General features: G+C 58.5%; 21 protein-coding genes. 9 read left to right on the top strand and 12 right to left on the bottom strand.

Annotated features, from left to right (window positions below; genetic code table 11):
* The first annotated feature begins 8 nt into the window (after positions 1-8).
* Positions 9-1,148 (top strand): alpha-D-ribose 1-methylphosphonate 5-triphosphate diphosphatase, encoded by a 1,140-nt coding sequence (locus tag LCM21_RS05590; RefSeq protein WP_224889680.1) that lies wholly within the window; start codon positions 9-11, stop codon positions 1,146-1,148.
* Here LCM21_RS05590 and LCM21_RS05585 read toward each other — a convergent pair whose 3' ends face one another.
* From LCM21_RS05585 to LCM21_RS05555, 7 genes are read right to left on the bottom strand one after another with little or no spacing between them, the layout of a single operon-like run.
* Entirely contained in the window at positions 1,149-1,625 is a 477-nt protein-coding gene (locus LCM21_RS05585) for a class I SAM-dependent methyltransferase (protein ID WP_224889679.1), read from the bottom strand. It lies immediately after the preceding gene.
* The gene (locus LCM21_RS05580; protein WP_224889678.1) at positions 1,626-2,396 is read right to left on the bottom strand and encodes a polysaccharide deacetylase family protein; all 771 of its coding nucleotides are present in this window, start codon (positions 2,394-2,396) and stop codon (positions 1,626-1,628) included.
* Positions 2,393-3,532 (bottom strand): glycosyltransferase family protein, encoded by a 1,140-nt coding sequence (locus LCM21_RS05575; protein ID WP_224889677.1) that lies wholly within the window; start codon positions 3,530-3,532, stop codon positions 2,393-2,395. Before LCM21_RS05575 ends, LCM21_RS05580 begins: the two co-directional genes overlap by 4 nt.
* A complete protein-coding gene (locus tag LCM21_RS05570; RefSeq protein WP_224889676.1) occupies positions 3,529-4,113 on the bottom strand; it encodes a histidine phosphatase family protein in 585 nt (194 codons plus the stop codon). The genes LCM21_RS05575 and LCM21_RS05570 overlap by 4 nt, the downstream gene beginning before the upstream one ends.
* Positions 4,110-5,186 (bottom strand): glycosyltransferase family 4 protein, encoded by a 1,077-nt coding sequence (locus tag LCM21_RS05565; RefSeq protein ID WP_224889675.1) that lies wholly within the window; start codon positions 5,184-5,186, stop codon positions 4,110-4,112. The genes LCM21_RS05570 and LCM21_RS05565 overlap by 4 nt, the downstream gene beginning before the upstream one ends.
* Entirely contained in the window at positions 5,186-6,433 is a 1,248-nt protein-coding gene (locus LCM21_RS05560) for a glycosyltransferase family 4 protein (RefSeq protein ID WP_224889674.1), read from the bottom strand. The genes LCM21_RS05565 and LCM21_RS05560 overlap by 1 nt, the downstream gene beginning before the upstream one ends.
* On the bottom strand, positions 6,430-7,644 hold the full coding sequence (locus LCM21_RS05555) for a glycosyltransferase family protein (protein WP_224889673.1): 1,215 nt from the start codon (positions 7,642-7,644) through the stop codon (positions 6,430-6,432). The genes LCM21_RS05560 and LCM21_RS05555 overlap by 4 nt, the downstream gene beginning before the upstream one ends.
* A gap of 368 nt (positions 7,645-8,012) precedes the next feature.
* Here LCM21_RS05555 and LCM21_RS05550 point away from each other — a divergent pair, with 368 nt between their 5' ends.
* Entirely contained in the window at positions 8,013-10,379 is a 2,367-nt protein-coding gene (locus LCM21_RS05550) for a mechanosensitive ion channel family protein (RefSeq protein ID WP_224889672.1), read from the top strand.
* Positions 10,380-10,468: 89 nt separating this feature from the next.
* Here the strand turns inward: LCM21_RS05550 and LCM21_RS05545 are convergent, their stop codons facing one another.
* From LCM21_RS05545 to LCM21_RS05525, 5 genes are read right to left on the bottom strand one after another with little or no spacing between them, the layout of a single operon-like run.
* Positions 10,469-11,824, bottom strand: a complete 1,356-nt coding sequence (locus LCM21_RS05545; protein ID WP_224889671.1) for a CoA transferase — start codon at positions 11,822-11,824, stop codon at positions 10,469-10,471.
* Positions 11,821-12,975, bottom strand: coding sequence for an ABC transporter permease (locus LCM21_RS05540; protein WP_224889670.1), 1,155 nt, complete (start codon positions 12,973-12,975; stop codon positions 11,821-11,823). The genes LCM21_RS05545 and LCM21_RS05540 overlap by 4 nt, the downstream gene beginning before the upstream one ends.
* On the bottom strand, positions 12,972-14,000 hold the full coding sequence (locus LCM21_RS05535) for an ABC transporter permease (RefSeq protein WP_224889669.1): 1,029 nt from the start codon (positions 13,998-14,000) through the stop codon (positions 12,972-12,974). Before LCM21_RS05535 ends, LCM21_RS05540 begins: the two co-directional genes overlap by 4 nt.
* Before the next feature lie 14 nt (positions 14,001-14,014).
* Entirely contained in the window at positions 14,015-15,925 is a 1,911-nt protein-coding gene (locus LCM21_RS05530) for an ABC transporter substrate-binding protein (protein WP_224889668.1), read from the bottom strand.
* Entirely contained in the window at positions 15,918-17,690 is a 1,773-nt protein-coding gene (locus LCM21_RS05525; RefSeq protein WP_224889667.1) for an ABC transporter ATP-binding protein, read from the bottom strand. Before LCM21_RS05525 ends, LCM21_RS05530 begins: the two co-directional genes overlap by 8 nt.
* Before the next feature lie 232 nt (positions 17,691-17,922).
* Here LCM21_RS05525 and LCM21_RS05520 point away from each other — a divergent pair, with 232 nt between their 5' ends.
* The 7 genes from LCM21_RS05520 (at position 17,923) to LCM21_RS05490 (ending at position 25,892) form a co-directional block, all read left to right on the top strand.
* Positions 17,923-18,420, top strand: coding sequence for a class I SAM-dependent methyltransferase (locus LCM21_RS05520; RefSeq protein ID WP_224889666.1), 498 nt, complete (start codon positions 17,923-17,925; stop codon positions 18,418-18,420).
* Positions 18,421-18,436: 16 nt separating this feature from the next.
* Positions 18,437-19,066 carry a glutathione S-transferase family protein gene (locus LCM21_RS05515; protein ID WP_224889665.1) on the top strand — a complete coding sequence of 210 codons (630 nt, stop codon included), beginning with the start codon at positions 18,437-18,439 and terminating at the stop codon, positions 19,064-19,066.
* 111 nt (positions 19,067-19,177) lie between these two features.
* Complete coding sequence (locus LCM21_RS05510) at positions 19,178-21,580, top strand: GcvT family protein (protein ID WP_224889664.1); 2,403 nt, start codon at positions 19,178-19,180, stop codon at positions 21,578-21,580.
* Positions 21,580-23,133 carry a trimethylamine methyltransferase family protein gene (locus LCM21_RS05505; RefSeq protein ID WP_224889663.1) on the top strand — a complete coding sequence of 518 codons (1,554 nt, stop codon included), beginning with the start codon at positions 21,580-21,582 and terminating at the stop codon, positions 23,131-23,133. The genes LCM21_RS05510 and LCM21_RS05505 overlap by 1 nt, the downstream gene beginning before the upstream one ends.
* Positions 23,134-23,808, top strand: coding sequence for a TetR/AcrR family transcriptional regulator (locus LCM21_RS05500; protein WP_224889662.1), 675 nt, complete (start codon positions 23,134-23,136; stop codon positions 23,806-23,808).
* Positions 23,805-25,109, top strand: coding sequence for an NAD(P)/FAD-dependent oxidoreductase (locus tag LCM21_RS05495; RefSeq protein WP_224889661.1), 1,305 nt, complete (start codon positions 23,805-23,807; stop codon positions 25,107-25,109). The genes LCM21_RS05500 and LCM21_RS05495 overlap by 4 nt, the downstream gene beginning before the upstream one ends.
* Positions 25,110-25,160: 51 nt before the next feature.
* Entirely contained in the window at positions 25,161-25,892 is a 732-nt protein-coding gene (locus LCM21_RS05490; protein WP_224889660.1) for a hypothetical protein, read from the top strand.
* Positions 25,893-25,895: the final 3 nt, after the last annotated feature.

Raw genomic sequence — 25,895 nt, 5'->3', positions numbered from 1 at the left:
AAGTTCAGATGACAGAAGAAATGATCCTTGCCAATGCCACGCTTGTTCTTCCGAATGAGACGGTTACAGGCAGCGTCCGTATTGTAGGCGAGACGATTGCAGACATCGCAACCGGCCCGGCCATTCCCGTCGGTGCCATAGACTGCGAAGGCGACTATGTCAGCCCCGGTCTCGTTGAGCTGCACACCGACAACCTTGAACGCCACATCCAGCCGCGCCCCAAGGTCGACTGGCCCCATGCGGCGGCCATTCTGGCCCATGATGCCGAACTGGCCAGTACCGGGATCACCACCGTGTTTGATGCGATGCGCATCGGTTCGATCCCAAGTGGCAACCGCTACAAGAAATACGCCCGCGATCTGTCCCGTGAGCTATGGCAGCTGCGCGAACAGGACGCGTTGAAGATCAGCCACTTTTTGCATCTCCGGGCCGAGGTGTGCTCGGAAACACTGGTGGATGAGTTGGATGAGTTCAGCGCCGAAGATCGTGTGGGGCTGGTGTCTCTTATGGATCATACGCCGGGGCAGCGGCAGTTCCGGAACATGTCGCAGCTCGAAGCTTATATGAAGGGCAAGCACAGCATGTCCGACGACGACTTTCTGCAGCATGTGGCCCAGCTCAAGGCGCTGCGCGACCGGTATGGTGACCGGCACGAGGTTGAAACCGTTAAAGCAGCAAAACGCTTTGGCGCGATCCTGGCCAGTCACGATGATACCACGCAGGAACAGGTGGCTGTATCCGCTGGTCACGGCATTCGACTGGCCGAGTTTCCGACAACCGTAGAGGCCGCACGGGCCTGCCATGATCACTGTATCAAGGTCATGATGGGTGCGCCCAACGTAATCCGGGGCGGGTCGCATTCCGGAAATGTCGCCGCGCAAGAGTTGGCTGATCTTGGCCTTCTCGACATTCTGTCTTCGGACTATGTGCCCGCCGCCTTGCTGCTGTCAGCGGCGCGTCTAGGTGAGCAGTGGGGCGATATGTCCCGCGGTTTACGGACCGTGACCCAAGCCCCTGCACAGGCCGTTGGTCTGGAGGATCGTGGCGAGCTGCGCATCGGTGCACGGGCTGATGTGATCCGGTTCCGATTGCGGGAAGGTGCACCTGCTCTGAATGGTGTCTGGTCACGCGGACGGCGCGTTGCCTGATCAGGCCCTGTAGAATAGATACCTGTCCGGCGCGATCGTATCCGGGCCGCTGATCTGCTCAAACCCCACCAAAGGCTGCCCAGATATCAACAATCCGCCGGGCCGCATCACCTGCGCGATCAAGGGACTCAGGTGGGCTGCTTCTGCGACATCTTCTTCTTTGATTCCGCGTCCAAAATCATAATGCGCCAGCACGATCTTTGGGCCACCTGTTGCAAGCTTTCTAAGCATTGGCTCAGCCTCGCCCTGCAGGAAATCTTCGGCCGGAGGGGTGCTGGATGGGTGGCATTGCAGTACCCGGTCCATGACCCAGATGCGCCGGTCTGGCATGATTTCCCGCAGATGGTCATAGGTGCGCCCGTTGCCCAGACCCATATCCAGAACGTCGCCATCCATGTCGCTGATCTGCGCGACCGCCCAGTTCAACCCGTCGCGTTGTGCCGTCAACCGGCGCAGCATGGAATCTAGTCGGCTCATTCAGGTCTCCCAGGGTTGGTTTTCAGATGGTGCGACCCAAATGCGGCCGGGGCCGTCCAGAAATCTGCGCAGCAACCCTTCGGTAAAGGTCCAGATGTCTTGATCATGAACCAGATGATGCGTCAACACACCGAACGGTTCGGCATTGTCGGTGCGTCCCTCACGTCGGTCACGCAACAGGTTGACCGTTTGGGCAATCAGCTTGTCCCCTGCCGTCAGCCCGCGCGTTCCGCGCCAGTCGATCGGATCCAGATGGGTGTTGATCTGTTCCAGTCCGGGCATAGGCCAGCGCGTTTTGCGTGGTGTCGCGGCCGAGATGATGCGGAACCCAAGTTCGGGTAGGTGTTCGACCACTTCGGGCGCAATGCGGTTCCAAGGGGGCACGAACATCGGGCACAGCCGGTCACCGAACAGTTTGCGCAAGCGATCCAACCCGGTCTGGGCATCCGCAGTGATGTCTTCGATGGGCCGGTGCAGTCGGAACTCGGATTTTTTCTCACTCTCAGGCGCGTGGTTCTGATGGGCCCAGCCATGCACCACCGGGATCAGCGTCCGATACCGCGCCACGTAATCCACCAGCCGACTATCGGCGTTGCGCGGAATGATCGCCAGATGAACGGGCAGGTCAAGAGACTGGGACAGGCCTGTCAGCATCTCTAGCTGTGGCGTCCCGGAGACGGCGTCGTCGTCGCGCCACCACAGTGGCAGCGAAAGGTTCTGTGTACGCCAGCGGTCTAGTTCGGAGTCCAAAGGGCGCCAGTCAATCGTCATGCTTGCGACCTCAGCTTAACCGCAATTTCGACGGATCTGTCCGCCCCGTCAAAGCCCGTGGCGGAAACGGGACGCGGGCCATGGAGGATCACGGCCTCAACAGCCCGCGCCAAAGCAGAGCCATCAAGTTCGTTGCTGGGTAGAAGTTCGATTGCGGACAAACCGGCAAGACTAGTCCCGCGCAGTGTCTGTTCGACCTCTTTGCCATCGTCAAACGGAATGAATACGGCTGGAGTGCCGGATTGCAGAATGTCCAGCGCGGTATTGTAGCCGCACATGCTGACGGACGCTGCGGCCAGTGGCAGCATCTGGCGGAAATCCGAACGAACAGGTTCCAGCGTCACCGGGGCATCACCCACATCGTTTTGCAAATCGGCAATGCGCTGCCGTGCGTCTTGACCGCCCACCAACATTCGCCAGCGCCTGTTGGGCATCTTGCGGGCGGCCTCGATGGCCACGCGAAAGATCGGCTGGCCCACTGATCCGCCGCCGGCGCTGACCAGCACCTCGCCTTTGCCAACCGCATCCGGGTGCGGCACGGGGGCTTCGGGTGCGACGAAACCGGTATAGAACAGCCGCTTGCGCAAGCGATCGGTAACCGGCCAACTGACATCCAGCGGAACAACATCTTGATCTGCATGGACGAGGATACCATCGTAGTACCGGAGCACGATCTCTTCCGTACGTTGCGCTTTGGACTCTTTCGACGGTGGGGCCAGAATATCCCGGATCGAGCCCAAAATGGTCGGGCGGTGCGGCAGGGTGCGGGCAGCCTCAAGCGCCGCGATGAACTCGGTCGCCAGTGACCGGCGGCCAAAGGGAAACAGCTCAGTTATCAGAACATCCGGCGCGAAACTTTCAACGGCTTTCACCAGTGCAGTTTCACGCGCTTTCAGGTAGGCCGCGTCGGCGATGTCACCGTTTGCGGTCAAAAGCCGAGTAAAGTCGGTTCCGACCGAGCGAAGTGGCGACAACCCAAATAGGCTGATATCGGTACTGTCCAATTGCGGCGCAGGCATTCCACCCGAAACGATAAAGGTCTCGTGCCCCGCGCGTTCAAATGCCTTGCCCAGCGTCAAAGCCCGACTAAGGTGCCCGGTGCCTAGCAGGTGCGTGACAATGATCATCACCTTCATAGGTTGGCCTCGGACCGGATCAGGCGGATGGGTTCTGGCAACGGCGTGAGGGATGGCATGTCAACGATATACAGCCGATTGCGCTTGATTTTGAATGGGGCGGGTCCGTCGAAATCCCAACCCCAGGCACGTGCCAGAATGACCCGCATGATACCGATATGGCAGACCGCAACCGTGTCGCCGGATAGCCCATCCAGCCAGGGCATTAGCCGTGACCAGACCTCGGCCGGGCTTTCACCGTTCGGCGGACGGAATTCCCAGCTCCAATCCTCAATATGGCGGTATCCACTTTTAGGGTCTGCTATCAGATCGACACCGCGCAACCCCTCCCAATCACCCCAGTTCATCTCGGTCAGTGCATCCGAGGTCCGTGGGTCGCGCCCGGCAACAAGGCGTGCGGTCTCGCTGGCCCGTAGCAGCGGACTGGACCACAGGGTCGCGTCCTTCCACGTGTCAGGCAGGCGTGTGCTCGCAAGTTCAGCCCGGGCATCCGCATCCAGCGGAATGTCGCTGCGCCCCTGAATGCGGCCTGCGCGATTCCAGTGCGTGTGGCCATGTCTGAGCAGGGCTAAACGAGTCATCTTTGGGCCTCCACCAATGATCGTGCGGATCGCCAGAACCGCTCGGTCGCCGCAGGCAATAAGTGACGCTCGGCCATCCGAGTGCGGGCCTCGGCCCCCAGTGACCGACGAAACGACAGGTCATCTAGTAACCTACGCAATCGGGTGGCCAGCCCTTTAGCACCGCAGTTGACAGGCGGGTAGTCCGACGGACTCAGCACATCCCGCACGCCTGGCCGATCCTGCGCAACAATAGGCACACCGCTGGCTTGTGCTTCAAGATAGACCATCCCAAAAGCTTCGTTCACGCCGGGCCAAACCAGAACCGATGCCGCACTGTAAAGTTCTTGCAGCGCTTGGCGGTCGCACTGCCCCAGAAACCGTACCCTCGATCCGAACGGTGCCATCAGAGCTTCAACTTCGCCACGGGCCGGACCATCGCCCGCAATATTCAGGCTCCAATCCCCATCCAGAAGGGTCAGGGTTTGGGCAATAAGGTCGTAAGATGCCAGTTTGTCACCCTGACGCATCATCCCAACGCTCAGCATCGGGCCATCACACGTTGACGCAGGCGGCAAGTCCGACAGGGGAAGAAACGGTGGCAACTCGACAAGGTTTTGATCCCCGCTCCTGTCCCGTTCAAGCGCAATCAGGTCATTGGCCGTATGATAGAAAATCACTTGCGCCGCGTCGCAGGAATCATGCGCGGCTTGGGCAAAACTGGCCCAAGGACCATCTAGTCGGCTGGCAGCGCGGGTGCTTTCGATCTGGACGTAAGGGATATTCCGCGCCTTGCAAACGCGCGGGCCCACAAGGTCGGGCGCTTTGTAGTAGTTGTGATACGTCACCCAAAGGGACGTGTCCAAGGGCATCTCAGCGACAAGGCGGTGCACCTCTGCCTGTGCCTTGGCGCTCAACAGTGTCTGAAGCTGCGCATCACCAGATTTGTCGTAGATGCGCAGTCGTGAGGCCAGCTCGACGGTGTCCCCCTGCGCGGCAATCGCCTGCATAAGGTTGCGCGCCATTTCACGATCCCCGGATGGGACCGGGCTGTCGGGTGCCTTCATCGGACAGTAAAAGGCAACCCGAGCCATCAGTTTGTGTCCGCACCCAATGCGCGCAGCCGATTGGAAAGACGGGCGATCCCCGGGTCCATGCGGAAGTCAGAGATCAGGCGGTCATAGGCCGCCACAGCCATCAACGCGGTTTTCTGGGGGTCAGCGGCCAGGCGGACAATAGCCGAGGCCAGCGCGCTCGGGTCGTCATCGGACAGCACCCCGTGGGTTCCGGTTTCAATGAATTCCGGGATGGCCGACACGGGCGTCGAAAGAATTGGCAACAGCTGGGATGCAGCCTCCATCAAAACGTTGGGCAGGCCATCGCGGTCTCCGTCCGCTGCAATCCGGCTCGGTAGCACGAACAGGTCGGCAGCGCGCATTGCTGCGATGACTTCGGGCTGATCGCAGGCACCCTTCCAAGTAATCCGTTGCGCCAGACCAGCGGCCGCGGCCCGGCTTTGGAGCGCGCCGCTCAACGTTCCGCCTCCGATATGCGTCCAGCGCCAGTCGAGTGTTTCAGGCAACAGCGCAAAAGCGTCGATCAGGCGATCAAAGCCCTTTTTCTCGACCAATCGGCCGACGGACAGCATGTGAAACGGCCCGCTCGGGGCGCGCGGCTTACGGTTTGGGGGGTCGGGAAAGCGACAAAGGTCCAGTCCGTGATAGATCAGGTCAACCCGCGACGGATCATCAGCAAGGCCACGCAAATGTTCGGCCCCGATGGACGTGCAGGTCGCGCCAAAGGCCGCACCATGTGTCACTTCTTGCAATTTTTCCCGTTTTTCCCACTCGGGCGAGGTCCAGATGTCCTTTGCATGGGCTGAAAAGCTCCATGGCAGGCCACGCATGATCGCAGCATAACGGGCGACCGAGGATGGAGTGTGCAGGAAATGCGCATACATCACTTTTGTCGCTTCGGGCAATTCGGCGGCCAGAACACAGGCCTGCCCGAACCTGCGGATGCGGTTATGGGTGGGATCGCGCCGCAAGTCCGCACGCCAAATCTGGTAGGCCTCGGCGTAGCCGGGCAGAGTTTTCGCCTTTTCCCGTGCGGCCCAGACGCGCTGCGGCTCATCGTACAGATATTCAGGCAAGTAATGCACCTGACCCTGGAACCGATCGTGCAACGGATGGCGCTTGACGTCAGTTGGGTGACGCAAGGACCAGATATCAAAGCTGTGCCCGGCATCCTGCAGGGCGACAAGTTCCTGGGCTATGAACGTCTCGGACAGGCGCGGCCATCCTTTGACCAGCACCGCCAGTTTCGGCTGTGTTGAGGTCATCCGGTGGCCCGTTTCTGTTCCTCGCCCAACAGCGCGTCTACGCGATCAACGACATAGTCCAACCCGTCCAGTAGCCCGTCCTGAATAGCCTGCGATGGAAGCGGTTGTTCGGGCAGGTTGCGAATTGCCTGTATCATCGCGTCTGGCGTCAAGCCGTCCCGATTTTCGTCCAGCATGCGGACAAGCCCCAGACTTTCGGCGCGCGACGCTCGGATCCATTGCTCTAGCCGGGGAGTCGAGCGTGGCACGATGACGGCGCGTTTATCGAACGAGAGTACCTCGCAAAAGGTGTTGTAGCCGCCCATGCAGACAACACCCGAGGCACCGGCAAAAAGGGTTTCGATCTGGGATTCGAACCCAACGGCGGTTACCCGACCGTTAAGCGCTGCAACGCGGGTCTCAAACTCCTCCCGCAGTTCCCCAGACAGGAAGGGGCCGTAAACCAGTACGGCACGCGGTGACAGGGTAGGGTCTTTTTCATAGGCTGACAAAACAAGGTTCACCATCGCCTTGCCATCGCCGCCGCCACCCGGAGTGATCAGAATATAAGGTTTCTCGGGCGGCTCACCCACAGGGGTGAGGTCTCGTCGTAAGTACCCGGTCCAGTGAATGCGCGACTGCGCTGCTCTGCTCAGAGGCAGGCCTTGGGTTGGGTCATAGATCGAGCGCAGCCCGTATATCCAGATTTCATGGTAGAACCGCTCTGTCGCGGTGACGGCTTCTTTCCTCTCCCATTCAGCGGCCAGCACTTCGGGTTCATCAAGCACATCGCGTAGCCCAAGAACCAGTTTGGTGCGCTGCGACTGCAGAAGAGTTTCCAGCGTCGGCAGAAGCTCACCGCGAAATCCGGTGGGTTCCTTGTCAACGATCAGCATATCGGGATCGAATTGCTCAACAGAAGTCTGGATAAGGCCCGCACGCAGCTCGGTCACTTCTTCTATGCCCATTCCGATCGTCCGCGCCGCGTAAGAGCCATCGGCGCGTTTGGTGACACCCGGCAGTCGTACGTGATCAACCCGGCGCGGAAAGGTGAATCGCCCCGCCACCGGCGATCCTGTCAGGATCAGGGCGGATGCGTCCGGGTTGGCTTGCGTGATAGCCGCTGCAAGGGCGCGCGACCGACGCAGATGGCCCAGCCCGAACGTATCGTGGCTATAGAGCAGAATGCGCGGCGCCCGGCCGGTCGTTTTATCTTGTATTCCCAGGCTCATGCTTTCGCCTATCGTGTTTTTGGGTTCAACTCCGCGCGTTTGCCCCCGTTACCGTATATTTTTTGACGCCGCTTGCCAAAGGGGTTTCCAAGACAGGGCAAATTCGTCAACCATGGCGGAATAGCAACATTCGATACGCGGCTAGGTCAGGGGAAATCACCCCCATCAGCCTGATATCGGACTTGCTGTTCCACGCAATTGCAGGGCCGGTCATATTCAGTTTTTCCTAGGTTGAAAACACTCTTGTTGTTCGCAGTGCAGCAGGAACACGAAATGACACGATCACGAGAAGAAAAAGGCTGAATATTTGAATACGCTCAGGTGCTTCTGTAGTCTTTTAGCAATACGAGAATTGGATAGGCTGCTTAATGAAACTTAATCTCAGCGCTGTTATAGCCATTCTTGTTTGGGCTTTCGCAGCCGCCTTCGTTACCACAGCAGCGGCACAGACATCCTTGATCCCGGGATATGGGTCGGGGTCTGCCACTGAGTCAGATGCGAACACGGATAGCGATCTGGCCGCCGCGATCCGAGCCGCGACCGAATCTGGCGCCAGCGTGATTGTTATAGACAGCACCGGGCAGGTCGTATCTTCGGGTACTCAAGACGAGGCTCTTGAGTCCGACACACTCGACCCGATGGGGGGCGGGTCGCAGCTGATGAAAGCGCAGGAGAGGTTGTCGGATTTTCGCGCATCCATGCATGCGCGCTTGCAGGCTTTGCCTTATTCAATTTTCGAAGTGCAGTATATTTTGCGCCAAACCAGCCCGGATGGCCGGATTCAGACATATCTTGAAGTCCTGTTCTGGAACATTCTGTTCCTGCTGCTGGGGCGCTGGTTGTCTGCCGAAATCTACGGCAAGCGCATCGCACGCCGGTTCGTAGTGGCGCGCACCAAGGAAGACCCGAAAGGCTATCGCGAAAAAATGCCCTTCCTGGTGTTCCGGTTCTTCATGGGCATAGGTGCCACTGTCTTTGCGATGGTGATGGCGCTGATCGTGGGGTACTTGATCTTTGGTGAGGCCGAAGACATCTCGATCCAGTTCACGGTCACGGCGATCTTCACCGCGTTTTTCCTGTCGCGCACCGTGTCCGACCTGTGGCGCATGGTGTTGTCGCCCTATCTCAGCCAGTACCGGCTGCCGCCGTTTTCGGATCGCGACGCGAAGCGCCTGTATATATGGGCGTCGGTGATTGCGACCTATGATATCTCGGTTGTGCTGTTTTCGACCTGGGTTGCTGACTTTGGATTGAACTACAACATCTACGCGATGGTCTATGGCAGCCTGACCATGGTCGGCGCGCTGGGCAACGTTTTGATGATCCTGTTCAACGCGCGGGCGATTTCCAATGCCATTAGGGGGGGTCGGTCACCGGATCGGGTTTCGTGGTTGTTACGCTTTGTCTCATTCGCGTGGGCGCCGGTCGTGATCGTCTATATTGTTTTCAGTTGGTTCAAACTGGCGGTTGATCTGGTTCTGGAGCATGAGCACTCGCTGCCGATCGTCGCCAGCAGCTATGCGATCTTCATGTCCGTGGTCGTTGCATACGGGGCGATGAACTACCTGCTCGAGCGGTATTTTGATCGCAACCGCAAGATGGACGGAATGAACGCGGACGCGGCCGAGGATATCGATGAACCCGTCGAGAAACCAAAGCCAGACAGGCAGCAACAATCGATCCTGACATATGAGGACCTCGCCCGCCGTGTGGCGGGAATACTGGCCTTCGTTGTCGGCCTCTATGCGTTGGTCGTGATCTGGAATCCCGGAATCGACTGGACTGAAGACCTGCCGATTGACCGGGCTTTGGACGTGATGACGATCTTGTTCATCGGCTATATCCTGTTCCACTTCTTCCGCATCTGGATCGACTCGAAAATCGCGGAAGAGATTGATGACGGCAGTGAAGAGGCTGAATTGGGTGATGAGGGCGGTGAGGGCGGGCAAAGCCGTTTGGCGACGCTGCTGCCGTTGTTCCGCGGGGCGATCCTGGCCGTGGTTGTCGTCACCATTGTTCTGATTGTTCTGATGGAGTTGGGCATTAATGTAAGCCCGCTTTTCGCAGGTGCCGGTGTGGTCGGACTGGCAGTGGGGTTCGGTTCGCAAACGCTGGTGCGGGACATTTTTTCGGGGGCGTTCTTCCTGCTGGATGATGCGTTCCGCAAAGGGGAATATATCGACATTGGCGATGTTAAGGGAACGGTTGAAAAGATCTCGGTCCGGTCGTTCCAACTGCGGCATCATCTCGGCGCGCTGAACACAATACCTTTTGGTGAGATCAAGGTGCTGACCAACTATTCCCGCGATTGGGTGATCATGAAGCTGCCGCTGCGGGTGACTTATGACACCGATGTCGAAAAGGTGCGGAAGCTGATCAAGAAACTGGGTCAGGAGTTGCTGAGCGACCCGGTGATCGGTGAGAATTTTATCCAGCCGTTGAAGTCGCAAGGCGTGATCGAGATGCAGGATTCAGCGATGATCATTCGGGTCAAATTCATGACCAAGCCGGGGGATCAGTGGCTGGTGCGCAAGAAAGTCTATCAGGAAATCCGCGAGCTTTTTGCCCGGGAAGGTATCAATTTTGCTCACCGCGAAGTCACCGTTCGGCTCGCTGAAGGCAAAGAGCCGGAGGATCTGACGCCCAAACAACGCGAAGCGGTCACGGGCGCAGTGCAGGCAGCCATTGATGAGGATTACCTAGACGATATCGGACCCGGAGGGGACGACCGCTAGCGGGGCTCTCCCGCCCGTTTGGTGTGCGTCTCTGCCGAGACGCCCCGCAAAGCGTTGGGTCAGGCCGCGCGTACCGCGCGGCGGTTGCGCTAGCCGGAAAGCGATGACCAGACGGGTTGAGATGTGCCTAGGTTTTCGGCGGGCAGGGCCCAACGCATATTGGCGGCCCCAACGGTCAGAGCCGATTTCAGGCGATGGCCAGCCCCCCAACCCGACGCTTCGGGCTTTGTATCATAGTCTGCGGGCGTCGCGTCCGTGATCTCTTCTGAGGTGTCGGATTTCGCCAGGGCGGCCAATAGATCTGCGGTCCGGGCCAGAGACAATTGTGCGAGCATTATGGAGTTGCCAGAGGCGGCCTCAGCCAGCGCAGACAGGACCGCAGCGGCCATAAGGTAGCCTGTCGCGTGGTCCAACGCCTGAACCGGCAGCGGTGTTGGTTTATCTGCCTTGGCCCAGGCGCGGCCAGAATCAGCGATGCCTGCGCTCATCTGCACAAGACTGTCAAAGCCGCGTCTGGACGACCACGGCCCCTGCCAGCCGTAGGCGTTCAGCGTGACTTCAATCCGGTTGGGCGCCAGATCATCCCGCTTGGTCTTTGGCAGACCAAGCGCATCCAAAGCGCCGGGCCGGTAGCCGTGTACGAATACATCCGCCTGTGACAACAAGTGTTCCAGCTTTTTCATGCCGACAGGGGATTTCAGGTCTAAATACGCACAGTGTTTGCCCAATGAGATATCCGGGATCACGCCGGGTTCATCCCATCCGGGGGGATCAACGCGCAGAACTTCGGCCCCGAAACCAGCAAGCGTTCGGGTCGAGACCGGCCCCGCCAGAACGCGGGTGAGGTCCAGAACCCGCAAGCCTGACAGTGGTCGTTGGGCGGTGGCTTCCGGCCGGTCTCGTGCAACGATACGACGGGGGCTGTGCCAGCCAATCAGCGGGTCGCGGGAGACTGCCCGACCCTGCGGATGCTCAAGCCACTCCGCACGGCTGCGCATGGCTGCAGCCACCCCGCCCTCGGCCACGATCGCGGTTTCCAGGTCCGCGACAGACCACTCTTTCAAAGCTTGGGACACAGCATCGCGATTGCCCGGAACACCAAGCACTTTCAGAGCGGCGGCCTTGTGGCGCGGCAGATTGGTATGCAGCCTGATCCAGCCGTCGGACGCCTGATAATCTCCGGCTACAGCATCCCAAAGGCTTGGCATCTCCCACCCGTCTGGCTTGAAAGAAAACCCATACCACAGTGAGGCCAATCGGTGATCGACAGAAACCTCAGGTGCCTTGGGCGCAAGGTTCAACGCGCTGACAAGACGCGCCAATTCCTGTCCTACGGCGGCGAAGCTGGCGGTTGCCAGCTCACTTACAGCAAAAACGCTGGGTCGTGCGCCCTTGCCAATCGACTTGTAGCTGTCTGATGCGGGAAGGGCGGACATCAAGGTCATTGTTGATATGGGTCCAAACTGTCGCGCAGACCGTCGCCGAGGAAATTGAAGGCCAATACGATGACTATGATCGGCAGCATTGGGATTGCCGTCCACGGATATATCTCGATCGAAGCGAGGTTCTGTGCGTCGTTCAACATTACGCCCCAACTGACGGCGGGCGCCCTGAGGCCAAGGCCAAGAAAGCTGAGCGCCGTTTCTCCAAGAATCATTGCTGGAATGGACAGGGTGGCGGACGCGATGAGATGCGACATGAAGTTCGGCAGCAGGTGCTTGCGAATGACGCGCCCCGAGCTTGCGCCCATCATCTCGGCCGCGCGCACATATTCCTCCTCGCGTAGGGACAGGAATTTGGCGCGGACAGAGCGGGCTAGGCCGGGCCAGTCGAGAATGCCGAGGATGATCGAGATAATGAAGAACACTGCGACGGGGCTCCAGTTCGAAGGCACCGCAGCGGACAGGGCCAGCCAAAGTGGCAATTCCGGCAACGAGCGGAGAATCTCGATCACGCGGTTGATGACCCAATCGATCTTGCCACCGAAATATCCCGCCATTGAGCCGAATATGATGCCCAGAAAGAAAGACACCGAGATACCGATCAGACCAACGGTTAATGACAGTTGCGCCCCGTAGAGGATGCGGCTGAAAATGTCGCGACCCAGACGGTCAGAACCCCAGAGGAACAGTGTTGCGCCTTCCGGAGGACAGAAAAGATGGGTGTCCGATCTAATCAGCCCAGCCAGTTTGTATTCGGCCCCCTCACAGAAGAATTTGATCGGACGCGGGTCTTCAAGGTCGGGGACGAACTTCCATTGGAAGGTCTCCAAATCCGCCTCGGCCACGATGGGGAAAACGTGAGGCCCGATGAACTTACCCTCGTAGAACCAATTGACGCTTTGCGGTGGAGCATAGAGGTGCTCACCGTTGCGTTCATTCGGCCCGTAGGGCGCGATGAAGCCGGCAAACGGCAGCATAAGATAGCAAAGCAGCAGGAAGATGCCCGAGATCAGACCCAGTTTATGGGTTCTGAACTTTCGCCAGACGAGTACCCAGTTCGGCGCGTCCAGATCGGCGCGTTCAAGCTGTTGCAGGGCAGCATCCGGGTCGAATGGGGCGTCGTCGACAAAGCGACCATCTGGACGTTGGGTCATGCGTCTCGCCCCTCGTATCGGATGCGCGGGTCGAGCATGACCAGCAGGATGTCAGAGATCATGGTACCGATCAGAGTCAGCAGCGCCACGAACATAAGAATGAACGCAGACAGGAACTGATCTTGCGTTTTCAGCGCCGTCAGCAGGGTCGGGCCGATGGTTTGCAGGCCCAGGACGACCGACACAAGAACCGAGCCGGATACCATCGACGGCAGCAGATTGCCGATATCGGCAACGAACGGATTAAAGGCCACGCGCAGCGGGTATTTCGTCAACATCCGCGAGGGTGACATACCTTTGGCAATTGCGGTTTCTACATAGGGCTTACCCAGTTCGTCCAGCATATTGGCGCGCAGGCGCTGCATCATGGCCGATGCGCCCGATGTACCGATCACAAAGGTTGGGACGATCAGGTGGACCAGGATGGATTTCAGCTTATCCCAGCTCATCGGCTGGCCTTCGAAAGCGGGGTCCATCAGGCCGCCAATGGGAAGGTTGAAATACTGGTGGCCGTAATAGAACAGGATCAGTGCCAGCAAGAAGTTTGGTGTGGCCAGACCAAGATAGCCGACAAAAGCCGAAGTATAGTCAATCCACGTCCGCGACCGCGCCGCAGCGATAACACCTAGGGGCAGTGCAACCGCATAGACAAAAAGGATCGCTGCCAGATTGACCACAACGGTCAGCCAAAGCGTATCGCCAACGATCTCGGCCACGGGGCGATCGAATTCAAAAGACCAGCCATAGTTGCCTTGCAACAGACCATCAAACCCGTGCGGGCCGGGCCAGAACCCCATCCAGATCAGGTATTGTTCCCAAATAGGCCGGTCCAGCGCGTATTCCTTACGCAGGAATTCAGCCTTTTGTACGCCGGCAGATTGACCCGAGGCCTGAAGTTCAGCGATCTGGTTGCTGAGATAGTCGCCGGGCGGCAGGTTGATGATCACGAAGATCAGCACCGACACTACTACCAGCGTCAGCAGCATCGTGAAAAAGCGATAGACTGCATAACGCAGCATAACCATTTAGCTGCTCCTGATCAGTCAGCGAAGAAAAATTCGTCTGGTCGATGAACGCCGAAATGCGCTCCGGGTTCCCACGCCCACATGGCTTGTTCGGGTACGTTGCGCAGACGGTTGGACACCACGATTGGCTGAGGCGCGCCGTTCAATATGCCGATCGCGTAAACCTGATCGGCGTGAATGTTGAGCATTTCGGTCCAGACGGCCTCACGCTCTTCATTCGTTGTGGCAATTTCCCAGTCATGGGCCAATTTCATCAAACGCTCGGCCTCGGGCATGTCGGGCGCTTCGCCGACATCCCCGCCTGTCTGGTGATACTGGCCCCATTTCGGCCAGGCCAGAAAGACCTGATCTGTCGGTGCCAGATAGGCGGGTGAGGTGTGGGTCTGCGGAATTCCATCATCCCAGCCGTACCAAACCGAGGCCATGGTGTTGCCCGCAAAAACGCGATTGCGCAGGATATCCCGATCCAGCGGGCGCATCACCAGATCAACGCCAATCTCGCGCCACGTGTCGGTAACGATTTGCAGGGCGTTCTCAACCTCTTGCCGTTCACCCGCGGTTTCGATGATCAGTTCCATCGGGCGTCCATCGGGAAGCAAGCGGATCCCGCTTTTGTCACGCTCGGCCAAGCCGGCCTCATCAAGCAGGGCGTTGGCCTGTTCGATATCGTATTGCGCCCAAGCTTCGGCATTCTTTTCAGAGTAGAACGGAGAAGCAGGCAGCACCGACATGGCGCCAGGTTGCGCCAGCTTGAAATACAGCGCCTGATTGATCGTGTTGCGGTCAATGGCCAGCGACAGGGCGCGGCGTACACGCACGTCGCGCAAAACCTCGCGCCACGCCTCATCTGCAAAGTTCAGGTTTGGATAAATCGCAATTTGCGAGGCGACGCCGGTTTTCCACAGCAGCGTTTTGTAGTTTCCAACCTTTTCACCTTTTTTCAGGATCGACGCATCGCGGAAGGACAGCCCACGCCCCTGGAGATCAGTTTCGCCTGCGTTTGCTTTCGCCGCAACGAGACCCGGAGCGACGATCTCCATTTCGACCACGTCGATATAGGGCAGTTGCACCCCATTGCTGTCGATACGATGGTAGTACGGGTTGCGGACAAAGTTATGCCGTATTTTCTTGCCCGAGCTTGCGTTCAGCCAAGGTTGAAGCGTGGGCAGTTCGTGGTTGTCGAACTTGTACAGGTTGTCCAGTTTGTTGTGCAGCGCCGCCCAGCTTTTGACGCGCGCATCGTCGACCAGAAAGGCCAGTTCCTCGGCGTCAGCGTATTTTTCGTGGTATTGCCTCAGAAACTCGGCAGGGCGGTAGATGAATGGCGGCCGTGCCTGTGCCAGAGATTGAAGAAATTTCGGATTGGGATCATCCCACTCGAAAACTACGGTAGTGGCGTCGGGAAAGGAAACGGTCGGAGGTTTGCCTTCGACAATAAGAAAATCCGGCGGACCAGAGGGGCTGAGAAGTTCGTTATTGGCAACATCTTCCCACCAGTAGCGAAAGTCTTCCGAGGTGAAGGGCGATCCGTCCGACCACTTGTGTCCTTCGCGCAGATTCAGGGTGAACTTGCGGTTGTCCTCGTTTTCGAAAGATTCCAGCAGATCGGGCACAAGCTCGTACTTCTCGTTAAATCCAACGAGACGGGCATAGCCGTACACGACCATCTGACGGATGTCCTTTGACCGGGTCACCATCGTTCGCAAAGTGCCGCCCGGCGTGCCGAATTCCCGACCCTTCGCAGCCAGATCAACAACCAGCGGTTCTGCGGGCAGTCGTTCCTGGACCGGCGGCAAATGTCCAGCCTTCACTTCAGAGGACCAGAATTGCCCTTCTATCGGGGTGGGGGTGTCTGCCGTGGCGGGCAGCATCCCCGCAACGGCCAGTGCGGCAGCCAGAAAAAGGGGGCGAGTGGTCTTAAACATGGCATCTTACCTTATGGCCGGGCTCCATCTCTACAAGTGAAGGTATCACGGAGTCGGTTAATCGGAAGGCGTCATCCCAACTGTCTGGTGAACCTGCGCCCAACGCAACCAGTTTCAGGTTGATGGGTCGGTTGATGTCAGGTTCCGGTTGGGCTGCAATCAGCGCCTTGGTGTATGGATGGCGGGGGTTGTAGAAAAGCGTCTCGGGCGGGGCTTGCTCAACGACCAGTCCCCGGCGCATCACGGCGACCTCATCAGCGATGCGGGCCACGACGGCGAGGTCGTGAGAAATGAACAGATAGGACAGGTTCAGACTATCCTGCAGGTTTTCCAGAAGCGTCAGGATTTGTTCCTGAACGGATACGTCAAGGGCCGAGGTCGGCTCGTCGCAGACAATAAGCTGCGGGTCCAGCATCATTGCGCGCGCGATGGAAAGACGCTGCCGCTGACCGCCGGAGAACGCATGTGGATAGCGTTTCAGCATGTCTGCGTTCAGACCAACCCGCTTCAGCATATCGGCGGCTTTGTCCCGCTGTTCTGACGCGGTTCCGATATTGTGAATCTCTAACGGCTCGGTCATGGCGTCCTGAATGCGCATGCGCGGGCTGAGAGAGCTGTAGGGGTCTTGGAAAACCATCTGAGCTTTACGTTGAAAGGCGGTGCGCTGGGCGCGCGTCATGTGGTGTACCGTGATCGGATCTTCGGTTGCTGAGGTCCGAAACAGAACCTCTCCTCCGGGATCGGGCAGTTCGGCGCCAAGTGCTATGCGGGCCGCCGTTGTCTTGCCAGATCCGCTTTCACCCACGATGGCAAGCGTCTTGCCGCGGGCAAGTTTCAGGTCGACACCCCGGCAGGCATGGATCAACCTCTCACCCTGCCAGCCTCTGCTGGAGCGCATGGTGTAGGTTTTGGAGACACCTTTCATTTCCAGAATCAGGTCCTCGTCGGACATGGGGATGCCAACCGCGTTCTCATCGGGAATACAGGGTGCCGCGTTGAACAGTTGTTGGGTGTAAGGGTGGGCTGGTGAGGTAAGGATCGGGGCCGCGGCACCCGACTCCATGACGCGCCCCTTGTGCATGACAACCACCTGTTCGGCCATGTTGGCGACGACGCCTAGATCATGGGTCACGAGGATCAGAGCCATACCGGTTTCGCGCTGTAGCTCTTTGATCAGGCCCAGCACCTGCGCCTGCGTTGTCACGTCCAGCGCGGTCGTCGGCTCATCCGCGATCAGCAGTTCCGGCCGCGCGACCATCGCCATCGCGATCATGGCGCGCTGCCGCATACCGCCGGACAATTCGAACGGGTAGGAGTCATAAGCGCGTTGCGGATCGGGGAAGCCCACGCGTTCGAACTGAGTCAGAACCTCTTTGCGGGCTTGCGCTTCGGATGCGCCACGGTGCAACCAAAGAACTTCGCTGACCTGATTGCCGATCTTGTGCAGCGGGGACAGGGACCGCATCGGCTCCTGAAAGATCATTGAGACCCTGTTTCCGCGGATATCCCGCATCTGGCGTTCGCTGATCCTTGTCAGATCGACCGAACCGTTTGAATCGTTCAACGTGATCGTACCGCTGCGAATTTGCGCCGTACGTGGCAAAATCCGAAGGGCCGCGCGGCATGATATGGTCTTGCCCGACCCGGACTCTCCGACCAGCGCCAGCGTTTGACCCGCCGCCACATCGAAGCTCACGCCTTTGACAACGGATTCACCCGCACCAAAACCGATGCTTAAATCACGTACAGACAACAACGCTGTCATGCGGGTATTCCACCCGTTCGGCCGTATGTCGGCATCGGCTTGATCAACTCCCTGTGTTTTTTCCGTCAGTTTCGCGCGGTTGATGCACGCTAGTCAAACCCGTTCTTCACCCGAATTGTCGCGGAATCGTGAAAACGATACCAATTTGACTACACAAATACTTGAAGATTTGCCATCACATGCGTCGTCGACCCCATCTGGCAAGTCGATTGATATCAAGGAGAGATTTCCCGTGCCCAACGACCAAAGCCGCCTGGATCTATTCATTGATCGAATGGTGTCTCAGCGCGCCTGTCTGGATTTTGCCATCGCTGAAACGCGCGGTATGGCTGGCCCGGTGTTTGAATTGGGATTGGGCAATGGGCGTACGTACCACCATATGCTGCAGTATATTAACAAGCGCCCGGTCTATGTGTTTGAACGCGCGGTGGCATCGCATCCAGAATCGACTCCACCCGAGGATCGGGTGATTCTTGGCGATGTGCGCGAGACGTTGCCCGCCGCCTTGGCGCGCTTTGGAGACACTGCAAGCCTGATTCACGCGGATCTTGGTGGCCATAACAGGGAAAAGAATGATGCCTTCGCCAGGTTCATCTCACCCCTTGTTGAGCCCTTATTGGCGACGGGGGGTATGATGGTGTCCAGTGATCGGATGTATTTCGATGGCCTGACCGAATTGCCCCTGCCGCCCGGTGCGGTTCAGGGTCGTTGTTTTGTCTACCGCCGCTGACCTGAAAGAGCGCCCCATGCTGTTCTACGATTGCTCAACCGCCCCTAACCCGCGTCGTGCGCGCATGTTCATCGCGGAAAAAGAGTTGAAGATTGAAACCCGCGAAATCTCGATCGCCAAGGGTGAACAACTCAGCGACGCGTTTAAGGCGGTCAATCCGAATGCAACCCTGCCCGTGCTGGTCACGGATGACGGCACCGTGCTGACGGAAAACCTAGGTATCGCGGCCTATCTTGAGGCGCGCTTTCCCGAACCGCCCTTGATGGGGCGCACCCCGGATGAAAAGGGGATGGTGCTGATGTGGAACAGTATTGTTGAGCAACAGGGCGGCCTGCCAATAGCCGAGACCTTGCGCAACACGCACCCTGCCTTTGCCAACCGGGCGCTTCCCGGACCTGTAAATCACGCGCAAATCCCCGAACTGGCGCAGCGCGGAACAGCGCGGGTTGACCAGTTCTTTGACTTGCTGGAGGCGCGGCTGTCGCAAAGCGCCTTCTTGGCAGGGTCTGAATTCACGCTGGCCGATATCACAGCCTTTGTCTTTGTCGACTTCGCACGCGTGATAAAAAAGCGGATTCCGCAGGAAAACAATGCCTCGCTTGCGTGGTTCGAGAAGGTCAGCGCACGGGCCAGCACCCAACTCTAGACACGCTGCGTTCACGGAAACATTACGCGCGGTCCGGACTGTACATTAATGTCTAGACAGAAGTGAACAGTGTGTCTAGCGTCCTTCCCGAGTCACGCAGGAGAGGGCAGGATGAAATCTCAGTATCGCGTTGTGGTCATTGGGGGCGGCGTTGTTGGCGCCTCGGTTCTGTATCATCTGGCCAAGTTCGGCTGGTCGGATGTTGTGATGCTGGAACGTCGGCGTCTGGCGTCCGGCTCCTCCTGGCACGCCGCCGGAGGTATCCATGCGTTGAACGCCGATCCGAACATGGCGTCTTTGCAAGCCTATACCATTGACCTGCTCAGCGAGATTGAAAAGGAATCCGGCCAGAATATCGGCCTGCATATGACTGGCGGCCTGACCCTTGCGGGTACGCCAGAACGGTGGGAATGGTTGCAGGCCAATTACCGCATCTTCCAATCCATCGGCATTGATGATTGCGAGCTGCTTTCCCCGGAAGAGGCGCAGAAACGCTGCCCGATCATGTCCACCGATGGTGTACTAGGTGCCATGTGGGCGGATCGTGAAGGATACATTGACACAACTGGTACCGTGCAGGCCTATGCCACGGCGGCCAAGAAACGGGGCGCTGAGTATTACGAGGAAACCAAGGTCGAAAGTCTGACGCAGACCGCGGATGGTTGGCAAGTGGTGACCGACAAAGGCACAATCACCTGTGAACACGTCGTCAATGCGGCGGGTCTTTGGGCCAAGCAGGTTGGCCGTATGGCCGGCGTGGAGCTGCCGGTCTCTCCGCTTAAGCACCATTATCTGATCACGGATACGGTGCCCGAGGTGGCCGAGGCAGAGTTTGAGATGCCGATGACCGTTGACCTCGAAGGCTTCACCTATATGCGGCAGGACCAGAAGGGGGTTCTGGTCGGAATCTATGAGGTCGACCACGAACACTGGGCCATGGACGGTGCCCCGTGGAACTATGGTGAGGAGCTGTTTCAGGAACAGCTCGACCGCATCGAGAACGAACTGACGCTTGGCTTTGAACGCTATCCGTCGATTCAGAATGTTGGCATCAAGACATGGGTGAACGGTGCGTTTACCTTCTCGCCTGACGGCAACCCGCTGGTCGGTCCGGTGCCCGGCAAACGCGGATACTGGTCGGCCTGTGCGGTAATGGCCGGGTTCCTGCAGGGCGGCGGTGTTGGCAAGACTCTGGCCGAATGGATGATCCACGGTGAGCCCGAGGCAGACGCATGGCCAATGGATGTGGCGCGCTATGGCGATTTCGCGCAGAACAAACGCTACATTCGCGAAACAACCGGTCAGTTCTATTCCCGCCGTTTCGTGATGACCTACCCGAATGAACAACTGCCCGCCGGACGTCCGCTTAAAATGGCCCCGGCCCATGACGCGATGACCGAGGCAGGCTGCAAATGGGGCGTAAGCTGGGATCTGGAAGTGCCGCTTTATTTCGCGCCGAAAGGGTTTGAGGAAACGCCGACTCTCAAGCGGTCGAACGCGCATGATATTGTGGCCGAGGAATGCAAGGTGATCCGCGAAGGCGTGGGCCTGATGGATATCACAGGCTTTTCGCGGTTCGAGGTTTCAGGCCCGAATGCCGAGGCTTGGTTGGATAAAGTGATGGCCTCAAAACTGCCCGCGCCGGGGCGGGCCAAGCTGGCCCCGATGCTGGGCGAGAACGGGCGTCTTAAGGGTGATCTGACTGTGCTCAACTGGGGCGATGGCACGTGGTGGATCATGGGCAGCTACTACTTGCGCGCCTGGCATATGCGTTGGTTCGACGATCACATGATCAAGGGCGTTAACGTCCGCGATCTGGGTGAGGAATATTGCGGCTTTGCTGTTGTTGGACCGAAGTCGCAGGCCGTGGTTGAGAAACTGGCTGAACAGGACATCTCGGGCCTTAAATTCATGGGGTGCGGAGAGTTCGATATCGGGCTGGTCCGCGCCCGTGTTGCACGCATGTCGGTGACGGGTGAAAAGGGCTATGAGATCAACTGCCGCTATGGCGACCATATCAAACTGCGCCGAATGCTGCTTGAAGCGGGGGCTGATCAAGGCATCCGAGAATGCGGTTTCAACGCGATGCTCTCAACCCGGTTAGAGAAGAGTTTCGGCATCTGGTCGGCGGAATTTACCCAGCTTTACACGCCGGGGATGACCGCAATGGATCGCTGGATCGACTGGGACAAGGATTTTGTTGGTAAAGAGGCTGCCGTGGCCGAGCGCGACGGCAATGGCCCAGCACAGGTGCAGGTGACACTGGAAGTCGACGCGTTAGACGCCGATGCCAGCGGGTACGAGCCGATCTGGTCGGGTGAGGATCGCGTAGGTTTCGTGACTTCGGGCGGCTATGGGCATTACACCGGCAAGTCGCTGGCGATGGCGTTGGTAAACCGCGACAAGGCTGAACCGGGCACAGAGCTGACCGTGCATGTGGTCGGTGTCGAACGCCCCGCGCGCGTCATCGCTGCGTCCCCATACGATCCGCAGGGCAAGGCGATGAGGGGCTGATGGTGATCTCACAAACGTCCGAGCGTGGTCGGCGTCGGCGTGGGCGTAGCGCTGACGCAGCACCTCCGCCCAGCCGCAATGTGAATTACCGTCAATTGAAAAACCCCTTCCCGCAGATGGAGGTTTTTCCGGCAGAGCATGTCGCGGACATGCACGAAACCGCTCTGCGGACGCTTCAGGAACTTGGGGTCAAGGTATTGTTGCCCGAAGCGCGTCGGTTGTTTGCTGCGGGCGGGGCGCGTGTGGATGAGGACAGCGAAATGGTCTTCATCGGGCGCGAGATTGTCGACGCGGCGGTTGCGTCAGCCCCCAAGTCCATCTTGTGCCGTGCGGGTGCGCGCCATCGCGACTTTACGCTGGAACTGGGCAGCCTTGTGTTTCAGCCGGGTGCAGGGGCCCCGAACGCCACCGATCTGGAACGGGGTCGCCGGCCCGCCACCGGACAGGATTATCTGGAATTTCTGAAGCTGACGCATCACTTCGACGTCTTCCAGATGATCTCGCCTCAGGTCGAGCCGCAGGACGTACCGACTCATCTGCGCCACTATTTCACGACACAGGCGCAGATGGAGCTGACCGACAAGTTCCCGTTCTTCTTCTCGCGCGGGACGCCGCAAGTGATGGATTGCTTTGAGATGCTTTCAACGGCGCGGGGATTGGCGGATGACGATTTTCGCGGCAACGCGCATTGTTATACGATCATTAATACCAACAGTCCGCGGACGCTGGACATTCCAATGGCGCAGGGCTTGATCGATTTTGCCCGACATGGTCAGATGTCGATCATCACGCCATTCACTCTGATGGGTGCAATGGCTCCGATTACCGTGGCAGGTGCAATCACCCTGTCCCATGCCGAGGCCTTGGCGGCGCTGACACTTACCCAATTGGCCAATCCTGGCGCGCCTGTTTGCTATGGAACCTTCACCAGCAACGTAGACATGAAATCGGGTGCGCCAGCCTTCGGAACGCCCTCGCATTTTCAGGCCTCGCTGGCGGCGGGGCAATTGGCACGGCATTTGGGCTTGCCCTGGCGATCTGCAGCCGGGTCGGCGTCGAACGTCAACGATGTGCAGGCGGCAAACGAAAATCAGTTTGGCCTGTGGGGTTGCCTGATGGCCGGGGCATCCGTTGTAATCCACTCTGCCGGGTGGCTTGAAGGCGGGCTGACCGTGTCCTTCGAGAAACTGATCTGTGACGCCGAGGTGCTGAACATGGTCGCCGAGCTTTGCGCCGGGGCACAGGCTGGCACGGCCGAGATCGGTTTTGACACTGCGTTGCGAGAGGTCGAGCCCAGCGGGCACTTCTTTGCGTCGAGCCAAACGATGGAACGGTACAATACCGAGTTCTACCAGCCGCATGTCCACGACTATGCCAATTTTGGAACCTGGACCGAGCGCGGATCGGTTGACGCCAATCATCGTGCAACGGCTGTCTGGAAACAGATTCTGGATGAGTTTAAGGCACCGCCGACAGACAGTGACCGAATGGGTGCCTTGCAGGACTTGATCGCACGCCGCACGTCCGAAGGCGGCGCGCCGCCGGAGAGTTGAATGAGCACCAAACCCATCCTGCACCGGGACGACCCCGAAGCCGAGCCGTTGGTCGGCAACATCAAGGTCACGCGTGAAGACTGGCTGAACGTGGCGATGGATGTGCTGATCTCGGACGGTGTGGATCAGATCAAGGTTTTGAACCTGGCCGAGCGGATGGCGGTGTCGCGGTCCTCTTTCTATTGGTATTTCAAATCCCGGCAAGAGCTGCTGGATGCCTTGCTGGCGCGCTGGCAGGCGACCAACACCGCTGCGCTTGTCGCACAGGCCGAATCCCCCGCGGATACGATCACAGGGGCGGTTTGCAATGTTCATCGTTGTGTGGTGAACACTGATCTCTTTGATACGGCGCTGGATTTTGCCGTACGGGACTGGGCGCGTAAATCGGGTAAAGTGCGGCGTGCGCTGGATCAGTCGGACGCACGGCGTCTTCAAGCTTTGCACGCGATGTTCACCCGGTACGGCTATTCCGAGGTCGAGGCCGAGACCCGCGCGCGTGTACTCTACTACATGCAAATCGGTTACGATCTTGCCCAGTTGAACGAGCCGATGGAAACGCGGTTGTCGATGGTGCCGCACTATCTATACGTCTTCACTGGGGTTGAGCCAAAGCCCGATGAAGTCGAGGAATTCAGCGCCTATTCAAAGCGCTATTGGGAAGGAGACACAGAATGAGCCAACCAGACGCAATCATCATCGGCACCGGTGTCATTGGCGCCGCCGTGGCGTTCGAAATGGCCAAGGCCGGGTGGAAGACCCTATCGCTTGACCGCAACAGCCAGGTCGGCCACGGCTCGACCGCTGGATCATGCGCGATCATTCGTATGCATTATTCAACCTTCGACGGCACCGCCTTTGCGTGGGAGGGCTATCACTATTGGCGGGATTGGGCTGAGTATCTTGGGCTGCCCGCAGATGCCAATCTGGCGCAGTTCCGCGAGACGGGTTGCCTGGTTATGAAAACCGACGCCAATGGGATGCTGGAAAAACACAAACAGAACAGTGCCGATCTGGATTGCCCGTTCGAGGACTGGTCGCCCGAGAAGATCACCGAACGTCTACCTTTTTATTCGCTGGACAGTTTCACACCGCCCAAACGTATGGATGATCCGGAATTCGGCCATCCTAACGGGCGCAAGATGCAGGGCGGCGTGTTCTGGCCGCAGGCGGGCTATGTCACGGACCCGGCCCTGTCGGCGCAAAACCTGATGGACGCAGCAAAGCTGCACGGGGCCAAAGTTCGCACCGGCGCCGAAGTGGTTGAAATATTGATCGACGAAGGCCGCGCGGCTGGCGTGAAGCTGGCCTCGGGCGAAGAAATCCGGGCCAAGGTTGTGGTGAACGTGGCCGGGCCGGGATCAGCGATCATAAACAAGATGGCAGGTGTTCTGGATGACATGACCATCGAAACACGCCCGCTTCGGCAAGAGGTTGTGCACGTGCCCGCGCCCGAGGGGTTCGATTTCGAGAATGACGGAACCATCGTCTCGGACAGCGATATCGCCTGTTATTGCCGCCCCGAACATGGCAACCACATCCTTGTCGGTTCAGAAGACCCGGAATGTGACCCGCATCAGTGGTGTGAGGACGACGTCCACTACAATCACGATTTCACCGATCAGTGGACGACGCAGGCGATGCGCTATGCTCAGCGCGTCCCCAGCCTTGGGATCCCTTCCAAAACACGCGGTGTGGTGGACCTATATGACGCCTCGACCGACTGGATTCCGATTTACGATAAATCCAGTTTGCCGGGCTTCTACATGGCCTGCGGTACCAGCGGGAACCAGTACAAGAACGCGCCGATTGCGGGCAAGATGATGGCGGCCCTGATCGACTATTGCGAGGGCGGCGCGGATCACGATGCGCAACCGTTGCAGTTTGAACTGCCCTATATCAAGCGGATGATTGATGTCGGGTTCTATTCCCGCAAACGCCCGATAAACGAAGAAAGCAGTTTTTCGGTTCTGGGCTAGCCGCCCCTGGAAAACGCTCTAAGCTTTCTGGGAACCAAAAAGGGACCCAGAATGACCGAGCCAATGAACCGAGTTCTGATACTGGGAAGCGCGCCAAGTGCGGCCGAGGCGAAATCTTGGGCGCGCGCTCCCTTTACCCATATCGTTGCAATCAACAACGCGTGGCGCATCCGGCCAGATTGGGACGTGCTGATCCACCCAGAGGATTTCCCAACCCAAAATCAGCCGGGCCGCTTGGCACCACATCAGCGCGTTGTGACGGCAAAGGAATATGTTCCGGCACAGAATAGCTTCGGCGGATTTGTCTATGCTGGCGGAACAATGGCATTTACCGCCGGCTACTGGGCTTTGGCAGCGTTGCGCCCCTCGGTCATGGCGTTTTTCGGGTGCGACATGATTTATCCTGAAACCGGAAAAACGCACTTCTACGGGACCGGATCAGCGGACCCGTTACGAGCGGACATATCCTTGCGGTCATTGGAGGCCAAATCAGCGCGTCTGGCCCTTTTTGGCGCAGCTCAGGGCTGCCGGGTTGTCAGGCTGTCAAAGGGTGAAAGCCGCTTGCTGTTTCCATCAGTTGATCGGAATACCCCTGCGGCGTGCGATCTGCCAAAGACTGGCGGGATGGTCGGAATACTTCAGGCGGAACGAGATTTGGGGTATTTTGTGCCGTCCGGGCGGTATTGGGAGGCCGCGGAAACCTTTGACGCTGCCAAGCTGGATGCCTTGGATCAGCAATGGTTGGCAGCGTATTGCCCGGCCGCGTATGAGAATGTTGCTTAGACA

Source organism: Ruegeria profundi, from assembly GCF_020171505.1.
GTDB lineage: Bacteria > Pseudomonadota > Alphaproteobacteria > Rhodobacterales > Rhodobacteraceae > Ruegeria > Ruegeria profundi.
Note: the sequence above shows the minus strand (reverse complement) of the source record. Positions and strands in the feature narration are given on the sequence as shown.

Excerpts from the sequence above, each read along its gene's own strand:
- LCM21_RS05590 (WP_224889680.1), top strand. The coding sequence starts at position 9 with ATGACAGAAGAAATGATCCTTGCCAATGCCACGCTTGTTCTTCCGAAT.
- LCM21_RS05585 (WP_224889679.1), bottom strand. The coding sequence starts at position 1,625 with ATGAGCCGACTAGATTCCATGCTGCGCCGGTTGACGGCACAACGCGAC.
- LCM21_RS05580 (WP_224889678.1), bottom strand. The coding sequence starts at position 2,396 with ATGACGATTGACTGGCGCCCTTTGGACTCCGAACTAGACCGCTGGCGT.
- LCM21_RS05575 (WP_224889677.1), bottom strand. The coding sequence starts at position 3,532 with ATGAAGGTGATGATCATTGTCACGCACCTGCTAGGCACCGGGCACCTT.
- LCM21_RS05570 (WP_224889676.1), bottom strand. The coding sequence starts at position 4,113 with ATGACTCGTTTAGCCCTGCTCAGACATGGCCACACGCACTGGAATCGC.
- LCM21_RS05565 (WP_224889675.1), bottom strand. The coding sequence starts at position 5,186 with ATGGCTCGGGTTGCCTTTTACTGTCCGATGAAGGCACCCGACAGCCCG.
- LCM21_RS05560 (WP_224889674.1), bottom strand. The coding sequence starts at position 6,433 with ATGACCTCAACACAGCCGAAACTGGCGGTGCTGGTCAAAGGATGGCCG.
- LCM21_RS05555 (WP_224889673.1), bottom strand. The coding sequence starts at position 7,644 with ATGAGCCTGGGAATACAAGATAAAACGACCGGCCGGGCGCCGCGCATT.
- LCM21_RS05550 (WP_224889672.1), top strand. The coding sequence starts at position 8,013 with ATGAAACTTAATCTCAGCGCTGTTATAGCCATTCTTGTTTGGGCTTTC.
- LCM21_RS05545 (WP_224889671.1), bottom strand. The coding sequence starts at position 11,824 with ATGACCTTGATGTCCGCCCTTCCCGCATCAGACAGCTACAAGTCGATT.
- LCM21_RS05540 (WP_224889670.1), bottom strand. The coding sequence starts at position 12,975 with ATGACCCAACGTCCAGATGGTCGCTTTGTCGACGACGCCCCATTCGAC.
- LCM21_RS05535 (WP_224889669.1), bottom strand. The coding sequence starts at position 14,000 with ATGGTTATGCTGCGTTATGCAGTCTATCGCTTTTTCACGATGCTGCTG.
- LCM21_RS05530 (WP_224889668.1), bottom strand. The coding sequence starts at position 15,925 with ATGTTTAAGACCACTCGCCCCCTTTTTCTGGCTGCCGCACTGGCCGTT.
- LCM21_RS05525 (WP_224889667.1), bottom strand. The coding sequence starts at position 17,690 with ATGACAGCGTTGTTGTCTGTACGTGATTTAAGCATCGGTTTTGGTGCG.
- LCM21_RS05515 (WP_224889665.1), top strand. The coding sequence starts at position 18,437 with ATGCTGTTCTACGATTGCTCAACCGCCCCTAACCCGCGTCGTGCGCGC.
- LCM21_RS05510 (WP_224889664.1), top strand. The coding sequence starts at position 19,178 with ATGAAATCTCAGTATCGCGTTGTGGTCATTGGGGGCGGCGTTGTTGGC.
- LCM21_RS05505 (WP_224889663.1), top strand. The coding sequence starts at position 21,580 with ATGGTGATCTCACAAACGTCCGAGCGTGGTCGGCGTCGGCGTGGGCGT.
- LCM21_RS05500 (WP_224889662.1), top strand. The coding sequence starts at position 23,134 with ATGAGCACCAAACCCATCCTGCACCGGGACGACCCCGAAGCCGAGCCG.
- LCM21_RS05495 (WP_224889661.1), top strand. The coding sequence starts at position 23,805 with ATGAGCCAACCAGACGCAATCATCATCGGCACCGGTGTCATTGGCGCC.
- LCM21_RS05490 (WP_224889660.1), top strand. The coding sequence starts at position 25,161 with ATGACCGAGCCAATGAACCGAGTTCTGATACTGGGAAGCGCGCCAAGT.